The 12,817-nt window shown below is 44.8% G+C and carries 11 protein-coding genes; 6 read left to right on the top strand and 5 right to left on the bottom strand.

Annotated features, from left to right (window positions below; genetic code table 11):
• Window positions 1–110: 110 nt before the first annotated feature.
• Complete coding sequence (locus AABK40_RS03300) at window positions 111–1,070, bottom strand: MlaD family protein (RefSeq protein ID WP_338397633.1); 960 nt, start codon at window positions 1,068–1,070, stop codon at window positions 111–113.
• Window positions 1,071–1,081: 11 nt separating this feature from the next.
• Window positions 1,082–1,816 (bottom strand): N-acetylmuramoyl-L-alanine amidase family protein, encoded by a 735-nt coding sequence (locus tag AABK40_RS03295; protein WP_332921116.1) that lies wholly within the window; start codon window positions 1,814–1,816, stop codon window positions 1,082–1,084.
• A 95-nt stretch (window positions 1,817–1,911) separates the two neighbouring features.
• On the opposite strand from AABK40_RS03295, the gene AABK40_RS03290 reads away from it, so the two are divergent.
• A complete protein-coding gene (locus AABK40_RS03290; RefSeq protein ID WP_332921117.1) occupies window positions 1,912–4,668 on the top strand; it encodes a putative LPS assembly protein LptD in 2,757 nt (918 codons plus the stop codon).
• A gap of 40 nt (window positions 4,669–4,708) precedes the next feature.
• Here AABK40_RS03290 and AABK40_RS03285 read toward each other — a convergent pair whose 3' ends face one another.
• Entirely contained in the window at window positions 4,709–5,335 is a 627-nt protein-coding gene (locus AABK40_RS03285) for a 4'-phosphopantetheinyl transferase family protein (protein WP_332921118.1), read from the bottom strand.
• 1 nt (window position 5,336) lies between these two features.
• On the opposite strand from AABK40_RS03285, the gene AABK40_RS03280 reads away from it, so the two are divergent.
• The 5 genes from AABK40_RS03280 (at window position 5,337) to AABK40_RS03260 (ending at window position 9,118) form a co-directional block, all read left to right on the top strand.
• The gene (locus AABK40_RS03280; RefSeq protein WP_338397631.1) at window positions 5,337–6,347 is read left to right on the top strand and encodes a WD40 repeat domain-containing protein; all 1,011 of its coding nucleotides are present in this window, start codon (window positions 5,337–5,339) and stop codon (window positions 6,345–6,347) included.
• Window positions 6,344–7,168 (top strand): DivIVA domain-containing protein, encoded by an 825-nt coding sequence (locus AABK40_RS03275; protein WP_332921120.1) that lies wholly within the window; start codon window positions 6,344–6,346, stop codon window positions 7,166–7,168. The genes AABK40_RS03280 and AABK40_RS03275 overlap by 4 nt, the downstream gene beginning before the upstream one ends.
• Before the next feature lie 3 nt (window positions 7,169–7,171).
• Window positions 7,172–7,558 carry a dihydroneopterin aldolase gene (gene folB / locus AABK40_RS03270; RefSeq protein ID WP_332921121.1) on the top strand — a complete coding sequence of 129 codons (387 nt, stop codon included), beginning with the start codon at window positions 7,172–7,174 and terminating at the stop codon, window positions 7,556–7,558.
• A 217-nt stretch (window positions 7,559–7,775) separates the two neighbouring features.
• The gene (locus tag AABK40_RS03265) at window positions 7,776–8,384 is read left to right on the top strand and encodes a porin family protein (protein ID WP_338397630.1); all 609 of its coding nucleotides are present in this window, start codon (window positions 7,776–7,778) and stop codon (window positions 8,382–8,384) included.
• 110 nt (window positions 8,385–8,494) lie between these two features.
• Window positions 8,495–9,118, top strand: coding sequence for an RNA polymerase sigma factor (locus AABK40_RS03260; protein WP_332921123.1), 624 nt, complete (start codon window positions 8,495–8,497; stop codon window positions 9,116–9,118).
• A gap of 101 nt (window positions 9,119–9,219) precedes the next feature.
• On the opposite strand, the gene AABK40_RS03255 is transcribed toward AABK40_RS03260, so the two are convergent.
• Window positions 9,220–10,044 (bottom strand): SDR family oxidoreductase, encoded by an 825-nt coding sequence (locus AABK40_RS03255; protein WP_338397629.1) that lies wholly within the window; start codon window positions 10,042–10,044, stop codon window positions 9,220–9,222.
• Between the two features lie 111 nt (window positions 10,045–10,155).
• On the bottom strand, window positions 10,156–12,789 hold the full coding sequence (locus AABK40_RS03250) for a leucine-rich repeat domain-containing protein (protein WP_338397628.1): 2,634 nt from the start codon (window positions 12,787–12,789) through the stop codon (window positions 10,156–10,158).
• Window positions 12,790–12,817: the final 28 nt, after the last annotated feature.

Raw genomic sequence — 12,817 nt, 5'->3', positions numbered from 1 at the left:
GTCGTTCTCCCTCATTTATTAAAAAGAACAATGTAATCAAAAAAGGGTTTCTTTACGACAAGAAACCCTTTAATGTAATATTTTAAATGCGTTAAAGCCAAATACAAGCCTTATTCTGCGGCTTCAGTATCAACGGCGCTTTTCACTTCCTTGGGTGCTTTATCCTTCTTTCCAAAAACAGAAAAATGTACATAGCGTTTTGGGTGCGCTTTAAGGTCCATCAGCAGGCTGTCCATCGATTGTACCGTATGATTGACGTTGTTGTACAACTGTTCGTCTTTCATCAGTTTACCCATACTGCCATTGCCGTTGTTCACATTATCAAGTACTGCCTGCAAGGATGCCAGATTTTTATCCAGTGCCTCCACGGTTTTCGACAGGTCTGTTTTGGCCATATCAGTGCTCAGCTTATTGAGGTTTTCCAAAGTAGGTTGCAGATCCGCCAAGGAACGGTTCAGCAGGTAGGTTGTTTGCGCCAAATTGCCCACCAGCTGCGTAATTTTTACCTGGTTTGCCACAATCAGAGAATCAACACTCGAAGACGTTTTTGTAAAGGAGTGCATCATGTTTTTCGCTTCGGCCCCACTGCCCTGAAAGTCAGTCATGAGTTTATCAAGCTTTTCCACCAAAGGCGCGGCTTGATCAGCCACCAGTGCGGTAAAAGGTTTGTCGGCCATCGAGAGCACTCGCGAACCATCCTCTAAAGGCTGGGTGATATTAGGCTCAATATTTAGATTGATCACTTTACTGCCCAGCAGTCCATTACTGGAAAGTTCAGCAACGGTCTTGGGGCCAATAGCCACATCATTTTTTATCAATAACTCTACTTTCAGCTTATTGCCTTCATCGTGCATAATGTCGATATGAGAAACCATTCCCACATTCAGGCCATTGACCATCACAGGGTTGGAAGCTACCAGGCCATCTACGTTTTCATAAACAGCATAATAGGTCCTCGATGAGGAAAAGAAATTAATGCCTTTGAGAAACCTCAAGCCGACATATAATAAAGCAAAAGCAATGACGACCATTGCGCCCACTTTCAGTTCTTTACTTTTAAATTTACTCAAAACTAAATTTATTAAATTGATTCTATCTCTTTTTTATAATCACGAAAGGCTCGATAGATACCTGATGCGATATAGGTCTGCCCCAAAGGGTCTCCCAAATATTTTTCTTCTTTGGGGTTACTCAGGAATCCCGTCTCCACCAGAACACTCGGCATCGAGGTTCTCCACAACACTACAAAACCGGCTTGTTTTACTCCCCGGCTATGTCTTCCAACCCTTCGCTTAAACTGACCTTCAATTTTCGATGCTAAATTAAGACTATTGTCCGAATATGCACTCAAGTAAAGGTTAAATAATATATACGATTCTGGAGAGTTGGGATCAAAACCATCATAATTATTATTATAATCATCCTCCATAAGCATAGAACTGTTCTCCCGCATGGCCACATTCAGGTTGCCTTTGCTGGAATGCAGCCCCATCGTGTAGGTTTCGGTACCGTGAACCCCATCGTTATGAGGCGAAGAATTACAGTGAATAGAAATAAATACGTCAGCATTATTTTTATTGGCAATTAACGCCCGATCGTTTAATTCTACAAAATGATCGGAATCCCGGGTATAAATGACCTTCACATCGGGTAAATTCTCCTTGATGATCTTGCCGAGTTTCAATGCAACACTCAGCGCTACATCTTTCTCCTTCAAGAGTTTACCATGGGTTCCCTGATCCTTACCACCGTGACCGGCATCAATAACAACGGTCTTCACACTGTATCTATGTGTGTTCAGGGTCGTATAGGACATCAGGACAAATCCTATAGAGAGTAAAAATAGTATGCTAAGATTTTTCAATTTTTTTCGCTTGGTATGGCATAAACACATTAACTTTACACAAAATTGTGAATTTTTCTAAAAACGGAAAAATAGGAGTGCAAAAAATCCAATACCTATGTCTGTTAGCTTTGATCTCCTTGCTCAATATTGCAGCAATTAGCGACACAAGCTACCAGATTCCTGTAAATAATTTACGTAGTGACTCAACTGTTGTTGACTCCACCCTTGCAGACTCGCTCTCATTAGACAGCCTTGCGATGGACTCGCTCGCTTTGGCGGATTCTCTTCAAAGAATTCCCAAAGGGCCAATCCAGACCAAGATTGATTATGGTGCGACGGATTCTTTGGTGCTAAACTTACGTACTCAAGATGTAGAAATGTACGGCGAAGGAGCCGTTAATTATGGTAAAATCAAGCTCGATGCAGATCATATTCAGCTCAATTATTCAACAAATTTAGTTCGTGCCGAAGGAACGGAAGACACCACGGGCAACATGAAGGGTAAACCGGTATTCAGTGATGATGGGCAGGTTTACGAAACAGAAAACATGGCCTATAACTTTGGTTCCAAAAAAGCGATGATTACCGGCGTAATCACCAAGCAGCAGGATGGTTTTATTCATGGCGACACGATCATGAAAAACCCTCAGGATGAGCTGATGGTGGATCATGCCCGGTACACCACCTGTGACTTACCACACCCTCACTTTTATATTGAGGCCAATAAGATTAAGATGATCCCGGGAAACAAACTCGTTTCGGGACCTTTCCAAGTGTATATCATGGATATTCCTACGCCGGCGATTTTCCCGCTGGGGATGTTCCCTATGCCCGACCGGCGATCGTCAGGTATTTTGATTCCTTCTTTTGGGGAAGAGCGTAACCGGGGTTTCTTTTTGAGGGATGCGGGTTATTTCTTCGATATCAGTGATTACGTCAACCTTACCCTCTACGGAACAATTTATTCCCGAGGCGACTGGGGTTTCCGTGCCGAATCCACTTACCGTGACCGTTACCGCTATGATGGTGGTGTAAATATAGAATATCAGGTAAACAACAGCCTGGATGGTATCCTGAACGACGGAGGGAGCTCCAACACCTTCCGTTTTCAGTGGCGACACAGTCCAAAATCCCGACCAGGACAGGGGCGTTTCTCTGCCAATGTAAACCTGATGTCGAATAACTACAACCAAATTAACCCTGGCTACGGGCAGGGCGGTTTGGACAATAACCTGAGCCAGAACTTTACCTCGAGTGTGCAGTATTCTGGTAAAATTGGTAATGTTTTCAACTTCAGTTCATCAGCAAGGGTGAACCAGAATGTGCAGACCAAACAAACGGATCTTACCCTGCCCGATCTTTCGTGGAGTTTAATGAACCGTATTTATCCCTTCCGTGGAAAAAACAGCAAGGGAGATACCTGGTATGAGAAAATCAACCTGAACTATAACGGGGTGATGACCAACCAGCTCAGCAATAAGGCGATCAGTTCAAACCCAGGGTTTACGATAGCGAACGAAGACCCTAATGCGGGTGATATTATTGACTTCAACCAGGATAACCTTTCGCAACTTTTGGCAAGGGGGCAGTTTGGGGTAAAGCACACCATTCCAGTGTCCACCTCCTTTAATCTGTTCAATTTCTTCACGGTATCGCCGTCGATGAACTACACAGAAAGGGATTATGCATCCTCACTGAACTACACTTATATCCCTGCCCAGGAAGCGGTACAGGTAGATACATTGAGCGGTTTCAACAGGGTATATGATTACAGTGCTTCGGTATCGGTAAATACCCGTCTGTATGGAACCAAATATTTTAAAGGTGGAAATTTACAGGCCATTCGCCACGTGATGACCCCTTCGGTGAGTTTTAGTGCTGCACCTGACTTTACAGACGATTCCTACGGGTACTATCAGGATGTACAGGTTGCTCCAGGAGAATTCCGCAAGCTGTCCCGCTATCAGGGTTATGCTTACGGCACACCGAGTGCGAGTAATTCCGCCTCGATGAGCTTCTCCTTATCCAATACTCTCGAAGCCAAGGTGCTGGACAAAAAGGATTCTACAGGCGTAAAAAGCAAGAAGGTTTCTATTCTGGACAACTTCTCGTTCAGTTCGGGTTACAACTTTGTTGCCGACTCCTTTAACCTGTCGAACTTCAATATTGCGGCAAGGACGGCTATTTTCAACAAAAAACTGAACATCAGTTTGAATGCCACTGTCGATCCATACACCTACAAGTTACTCGATGAATACGTCGACAACACTGGTGAAAGAAGGGTCGATCAGGTAAGAATTAATGAATATGCCTGGAAATCTGGTAATGGTATTGGTTCACTGTCCTCCTTTCGGGCGAGTTTCAGTACCAACCTGAACCCTAAAGCGCGGGAGAAAGAACAGAAATTCCAGAAAGGGGTGGATGATTCCGACCTCGATATTGCTGACAAGGCCTGGCTGATTGCCAACCCCGACGCTTATGTGGACTTCGACATTCCGTGGAGTTTGAGGCTGAATTATGATTTCACTTATAATAAGCGGGGATTTGCAGATGCCACCACCACGCAGGCCATCAGGATGTCTGGAGATTTGACCCTGACCGAGCACTGGAAGATCAACTTCAGCTCAGGTTACGATTTCAAGGCCATGGCCATGACCCAGACCAACATTGGCGTGAACAGGGATTTACACTGTTGGCAGATGTCCTTCAACTGGATTCCTTTTGGAGCATATCAGTCTTACAATATCACGATCAACGCCAAATCGTCTTTGTTGAGAGATCTGAAAATCAACAGAACCCGAAGCTGGCAAGATTTATTCTAAGCCCAAAAAAAGCAACGTGCCAAACGCATGTTGCTTTTTTTTATTTCTGCTGATAACAGATCGAAAACATACCTTCCCCTATTGGCATATAATGCACCTGCAGCGGAATTGAAAACGATTTATAGTTCAGTTCGGCAAGCAGATCGCCACCCGTGGCCACCAGTTCAAAAGGGGGCACATGAATGTGTTGCTGAAAATCTACCCCACCCAAGCCATACCATTTGTAAACCGCCTCTTTCACCGTCCACAGTACTGCCAATTTATCGAGGTCTTCCCCACAGTAGGCCAACTCCTCCTCATTACAGAATCGCTTGGCCACACGCAGCAGCTTGGGAGAAATTTTCTCAAAATCAGCACCAACAGCTGCCCCCTCAAGCCATACCGCAATGGCCAGCCCATGCCCGTGCGTCAGGCTGATCCCCGCATTTGACCCTTTCAGGAAAGGCTTCCGCCGTTCGTTGTAGTTCAGCCCCAAAAAGGGCAAACCGAGCTTGCTGATCAGTGCTTTGAGCGCCAAACGAACCGCATAAGACTCTCGCTGCCTTGCCTGATGCCGAATTCGCTCGAGTTCAGGGAAGTCCACCAAGTCCACTTCAATCTTATCCGTAATTTCAACGACACTATAAAACAGGTTTTGCTTTAATTTTTTTATCTTAGCATCCAACATTTTGAATCAAGCATTATTGGTGAGCTTCAAAATTACAGAATTCTGTAAACTAACCGTAGAGGTCATCAGAATAATCTATCAAAAGGAAAATAAATTGATACAAGTCGATAAAAAATACACCTTCTCAGGTCATAAAGATTGTGTTTATTCCCTTGAAAAAGGCCCTGGCGAACAGCAGTTTTTCAGTGGTGCAGGAGATGGCATGGTCGTCGGTTGGGATATCGCCCAGCCTGATGAAGGCAAACTGGTCGCCCGCCTAAAAAACTCCGTTTACGCCCTGAGGTATTTGCCCGAGCAGGATATTTTGCTTGTTGGCCACAATTTTGAAGGCCTGCACTTGATCAAGGTGGCAGAAGCCAAAGAAATTGCCAGCCTGAAATGTACCGATGCCAATATTTTCGATATTCAGGTATATCAGGACAAAGCCTGGGTCGCCTGTGGAAATGGGGAATTACTCCTCATAGACCTGCCCTCTGTAACGGTACTTGAACGGATTCAAGCCACTGAAAAGGCCGCCCGAACCATTGCCATTTCAGCAAAAAATCAGGAGGTGGCCGTAGGTTTCAGCGATCATCAGGTAAGAATTTTCGACCTCCATACCCACGAACTGAAACACACCCTTGAAGGGCACAGCAGTTCGGTCTTCAGTGTGGTGTACTCCCCCGACGAAAGTTGCCTGCTGACCACTGGCAGGGATGCGCAGATCAAGGTGTGGAAAAGTGAAGACGCGTACCGCATGGTCAAGAATATTCCTGCACATATGTATGCCATCAATAGCCTTGCATTTGACCCTTCGGGAGATTATTTTGCTTCGGCGAGTATGGATAAATCTATAAAACTTTGGCGATATTCAGATTTTCGCTTACTTAAAGTGTTGGATAAGTCCCGACATGCGGGGCATGCCACCTCGGTAAATAAATTGATATGGTTAACGCCTTCTGAAGAACTGATCTCTGGGAGCGACGACCGCAACATTTCCATCTGGAACATTAACTTCAACGAAAAGTCATGAAAGTAACCCCTATCGAAATCAGACAAAAATCCTTTGAAAAAGTCTTCAGAGGCTATGACAAAGAGGAAGTCGATGCCTTTCTTAAATCGCTGTCGGTACAGTGGGAACAAATGCTCGATGAGTCCAAAGAGCTGAAATTCCGAATGGAGGCTGCGGAAAAAGAAGTTGAGAAGCTCCGAGAGGTGGAAAGTTCGCTGTTTAAAACACTGAAAACCGCCGAGGACACAGGTGCCAATATCAAGGAGCAGGCCACCAAAGAGGCTGAGCTTATTTTACGTGAGGCGCAAAATGAAGCAGGGCAAATTATCGGTAAGGCACAGCTTGAGGCGTCAAAAATGGTGAACGATGCCGAGGAGCATGTCGCAAATCTTGATCATGAACTGAAGCAAAAGACCCATCAGTTTAAACTCAATGCTGAGCAGGAGCTGAAAAATATGCAGCTTAATTATGCCGCGACAGATGGCATGAGCGAGGACCTTATTGCTGAAATTAAAGCAAATATGGAAGATTTGCAGATTCGTGTCAGCAAAATGGAATTCAAAAAACGGGAGCTGCGCAAAAAGCATGAGCAGGTATTTGCCAATATGCACCGCCTGAACAGTGAGTTGATTAAAAACAACGACCTCAGGGAAGTGATTACAAATGTACCAGAGGAAGAGGAAAAAATTATTGCTGAGAAGCCTGAACAATACGGCATGCCTGAGATTGACAGCCCAGAGCCTGCCCCAGACCACCAAAGTGTTCCGCCTAAAAAAGAGGCGACCCCTCCTGCTTCTGATCATTCGCAGGAAGGAAGTACTTCATTTTTTGACCAGCTATAAAACATGGGACAAGTCAGCTTAGAAGGGATGGAGTTTTTTGCCTATCACGGGTTCCATAAGGAAGAACAGATGATTGGCAACAAGTATGGCGTGGACGTGGTGGTAGACACCAATTTGCTGAATGCCGCCATTGACGACGACCTGCAGAAAACCGTCGATTATACCCTGCTTTACAATATTATCAAGGAAGAAATGGCTACGCCCTCCAAACTTCTGGAGAATGTTGCCCAGCGGGTACTGATGAAAATTATGGCCAAGATCCCTGCCGTAAAACGATGCAAGGTGGTCATCTCTAAATTTAACCCACCCATTGGCGGTGTTTGTTTCCGATCCAAGATCACCATTGACCGATCGAGAAAAGAATATGAACAGCTGATGTTGGAGGTTTAATTGGAAAAAGCGTCTTTCCAAATGGAATTAGTGAAAAATATTACGCCTGTATCTTATCAGAAAATGATGAGGGCAGGCCTTTTTTCATGGCCAAAAAGCCATCAATTTTAAAACACCCCACCTTTAATTGCCCTTTTTCTTCTGTGCATTTCAATATTTTTTTAGCTTTGCACCACAAAACGATTGTGCATAAACTGCCCGCTCTCATTTCTTGAATATGAAAAAAATTGCCCTGATTGCCTTCTTTGTCGTCATCCACCTATCTTCCTTTGCAAGGGCTTGGAAGTTCAATGGTGTCTTTCACAAAATAAGTGTAGAATCTCAAATGGGGCTCAACTATTCGTTTATGAGTGGTGTTGGGCAGGAAGGTGGATCGGGACTTGTCGGCGTACAGTTTGGGTCCATGATTGTACTTCCCCTGAATAATGACATCTATACTAAAGTCGGCCTATTTTATATGCAGGGGGGGGCGCACTTCAAATCAGAGGTCGCGACCTTCGATCTTAACTTGCAGTATATTCAGATTCCCGTGTGGGGAAAAGTGTCGATCAACCAAAAAAACCTCAACATGATTGCCGGCCCTCAGTTTGGCTTTTTGCTCAATGCCACAGAGGTAGAAAATGGACAGAAGCGAAATATCACCAAGGTGCTCAACCCCTTGGATATTTCCGCCAATATTGGTATTGAATATGCCCTTCGCCCCAACTTCCTGATGTCGGTTTATTATTCCATCGGCCTGACTGATGTAACCAACAACAGGGAAAACAACAATGCCTTGCTCAATAATGCGCTTACCTTCACTTTAGGCTACTCTTTTCATCTGTAAGGAACTCCTCTGCAATCTGACGAAAACCTAACATATTTGGGTTACCTTTCCTTTTAGCTGACCGTTCATTCGCTCCGTTAGTCTGAAAGAACCAAGTATAGTGATAGGACATGACAGATAAAGATATGCTTAGGCAGATCAAAAACGGACAGAATATGCAAACGGCGATGCTGTCCCTTTACCATAAAAGTTTCCCGAGTGTAAAAAGATGGATATGCTATAATAATGGTCGGGTGGAAGATGCCGAGGACATTTTTCAGGAAGCCATTTTAATTCTTATCGACCTGATAAAAAGAAACGACTACAAATACAAGGCAAGTATCACCACCATTCTTTATGCCATTTCAAGAAACCGATGGCTACAGCAGCTGAAAAAAAATGAGCGATTTACCGCTGTTGAAAATTTTGAGGAGTTGGTCAATCAGAAGGTCATCATCCCACGGGTAGAAGATGAAATTGACGAGTCTTTGCAATTGCCCGTCATTAATAAACAGGAAGCGATAGAAAATATTTTCGACCACCTTCCTGAAGGTTGTAAACAAGTCCTGATGGATTACTATTTTCATCAGCTCCGCTATGAAGAAGCCGTGATCGAAAGCCCTTTCAGCAGTGCTCAGGCGCTGAAAAACAAAAAGAGCAAATGCCTCAAACGGCTGAAATCGCTTGTCGATGAAAACCCTGCATTCAAACGCCATATACGTCGGCAGCTCGAGGCGCAATCCGAAACTATTTGAAGGACGTGATAAAAAAAGGGAGCTGTTGCTCATCGGGAGCATGCCTCTCCCGATCAGGAAAACCAAACGCCCCATGGCAGCCATGCTCCCGTTTCTATAGATTATTTATACATGCGGTCGTCGAGCATATTATAATGCCCCATAATGATTTTCTCGTAAAGTTTTGTTGGAAGAAATTTCCTCAGCTTAATCGATATTTTCTCTACAAAAGCCCCCACTGGATAACGCAGTGTGGGTTTTTTATTTTCCACAATATTCAATGCGGCAACGCCAACAGCCTCAGGTGTTGGTGCACTGTCCATCCCTTTCTTAATCAGGACATTCATCTCCTCGATCAGCTTGGCATAAGGAGAGTTGGCATCGAGATCGGCATTTTTTCTTGCACTCGCAATATTGGTATTGAAATCCCCTGGCTGAATCATCGACACCTCAATTCCGAAACCTTTCACCTCCATACGCAAAGCCTCCGTCATCGCCTCTACGGCAAACTTACTGGCTGAATAGAACCCTCTGAAAGGCAAAGAAACCTCTCCTGCAATAGACGAAATATTGATGATATGCCCAGACTTCTGAGCCCTGAAGATGGGCAACACTGCCTGACAAACCCGCAGCACGCCGTAAAAGTTGGTTTCAAAAACCTCCTTTATGGTATCAATAGGCATTTCCTCCACGGCACCAATCGTCCCTAAACCTGCCGAGTTAATCACCCCGTCCAATCGGCCCGTTTTTTCGATCAGCTGCTGAATCCCCGCCTTTACAGCCTCATCGTTATTGACATCCATCTGGATAAATTCCAACCCCGAAGGATCATTCGCTATCATGCGACGGCTGGTACCAAATACACGGTAGCCATTTGCTTTTAAATGAAGCGCAATGGCCTTCCCAATACCTGAAGAACCGCCCGTTACTAAGAAGACTTTTTCCACTATAAGAATTATTTTTTTGACCCCGCTAAACTACGGCTTCATAAGCATATAAAAAAAATCGGCAGACAAAAATTGCCTGCCGATTCATGCTTCCTGTACTCGTCGGGTTCATCAATAATAATTCACCGACAAGGTTGCGTGTTTCGCCTTAAGCTTCTCGATATCCGAGCTTCTTACTTTTGAATTATAACATGAAATTTTCTTCAAGTTAGGGCAATCTGCCAAGCGGGAAATTCCTCGAATTTTAGTATTGTAAAAAGAGAAGTCCTCCAAACTTTTAAGCATCTCCACCCCATGAATCCGCTTAATGCGGGTACCTGCAATGTTGAGTTGCTTCAGCTGAGGCAGCGTAGCGATAGGGTCAAACAAAGGCACCTGTGCATTCTCAAGCAACAGCACGTTCAGATGCTGCAATTGACTAACCGTTTCAATATTTTCAATAGGATTATTGGAAATATCAAGATAGGTCAGGCCGGGGTGTTTGGCCAAAGGACTGATGTCCATCAGGCGGGTATTGCGAGCCACAAGGCGCTTCAGGTTTACGAAAGGCGCCAAGGCATCGAGCCGCTGAACATCAGGCATATTAGAGAGGTCGATTTGATCGCTCAAAATCAACTCATGCAACTGCTCTGAGGTGGGCAACAGCCCCAGTCCTGTATTTTTATCAAAAGCACTTTTCCATGCCCTTGACATTCCCGACCACCATTGCTTCAGTGCTTTGGTTTTGTAGATCACCATGGCTTTGGGATGCACCTGTAGAAATTCTTTCACGTCCTGATCTTCCACCCGTGTATCGTCAAAATGGATTTTCGAAAGCTGTTTCAGGCTGTCCAGTGCTTTCAGGTCGCCAACCTGCGTTCCATCTCCATTAATTTGCTTCAGCTGATGCAAAGATTTCAGATCGGTAATGGTGGCAATCGGTGTCCCCGAAAAGTCTATTTTCTCCAGCTGCCCGAGGCTTTTCAATGCGCTCAGGCTGGTAACTTTGGTATCGGAGAGGTTGAGCTCTTGCAAGCTGACTAAATCCTTCAGTGGGTCAAGTCGATAAACCCCTGTATGTGAAATATCGAGTTTTTTCAGGTTGACCAGCATCCGCAGTGGTTCCAAATCCATGATGTCCTTACCGTTCACCGCTAAATCTGTCACCCCAAAAACCGTTTGATGCAACCACTCCCCTGTTGGTTCCTGAAGGCTGTCAGGGAGCATGGCATGGAACACCTCCGCCCAGGCAGAGGGAAGCGTTTGCCACCATTGCTGTAGCATTTTTGAATCTGCCACCACCAGTGTACCCGCTTTTTCACGCATAAACTTCTGTGCATGATTAATATCTACGCCAGAGTTATCGCAATACACCGTTTTTAATGACGGCAATTCCTGAAGTGGCGCAAGGTCGGCAACCCTGGTGTTCTTGATAAAAAGCACCTGTAGCTGCGTTAGTGGTTTCAGTACCGAAAGGTCGGCAATATTGGTATTGGTCAATTCCAATTTTTCAAGTTTTTTGAACTGGGCAAGCTGCTGAAAATCAACCAGCGAATCTGACTCCAGATGCAATTCTGTCAGGCTGTGAACCTCGGCAAGCGGGCTGAGGTCATAGTTGGCCGTTCCGGACAGGTCAAGCACTTTTAAATGATTGTTGTACTTTAGAATATTGAGGGAATCGAAAGGGGTATATGCTAAATTCAGACGTTGAATCCCCCGAAGCCTACTGAGGGTCAGGGCATTTTCAATGGGGCTGTATTGTGCAGATAATTCCTTTAACGAGGCCAAATAGCGCAGATTGCCCAAATCGCGAACTCGGGTGTAGGAAATATCCAATCGTTCGAGCTGTGTCATATTTCGAACCATATAAAGCGTATCGATGAAAGTATGACTCAGGTTGAGGGTACGAAGGTTGGTCAGTTTGTTCAGCGGGTCAAAATCATAAAGCTCCATATGGTCTGATAGATCCAAAGCTTCTGTACTTACTGCACGCTTTATCGCATTGATGTAATCAGCCTTCGTGATGGCCACTGCTGATGAATCGACTGGTTGCGTGCTCAGGCTGTCGGTGGCTGATGCCGGCACCTGTTCCGCAACGGCAGAAGAATCGGGGGCAACAAAGGGCTGCAGGTCTGCAAGCTTGCTGCTGTCCGCAAGGAAGGTATGGCTTCCAAGAATGGTTTTCCAGTTTGGCGACAAGGCAAACCACCATTTGTAAAGTTCTTCGTCCTCGTTCAGTTTGGTAGAATATACACTGACGATTTTCACGGTTTCATCACTCTGATTCACCGTCATTTCAAAATATACCGTTTTGGTATCTTCCACCGCCTGCCGATCCTTCACCAATATCCCCTGCAGGTTGCGCTGGGTTTTAACGATCAGGCTATACTCCCCCTGGTCGTTTACTAATGGTTCAATGGATTCTACCGTATAGTTAAATTGCACCTGACGATAAAAGAAGGTAATGTCTTTTAAATAGGCCTGCGCATCTTTATAATAAGGAACGAGACGGTTGGCATCCAAATCGTCCTCTATCTGAACTTTGGAATCACGGATTACCCGCAGGTAACTTTCCGACACAATACGCTCTTTATCATCCATGGCTTCAGTAGAATCGCCAAGAATATTCACATAAACCTGCCAGTAATTAATCAGGCGGCCAGCATCTTCTTTGTATTTATCGAGCTTCTCCTGCTGGGCAAAGCCTTTTCCCACCATGCCCAGACAAAGGATCAAAATGATCCAGATTTTATTTCTTCCTTGCATTCTCTATTGATTCTTTATGGAATAAAAA

Origin of the sequence: Persicobacter psychrovividus (genome assembly GCF_036492425.1) — a bacterium.
Classification (GTDB): domain Bacteria; phylum Bacteroidota; class Bacteroidia; order Cytophagales; family Cyclobacteriaceae; genus Persicobacter; species Persicobacter psychrovividus.
Note: the sequence above shows the minus strand (reverse complement) of the source record. Positions and strands in the feature narration are given on the sequence as shown.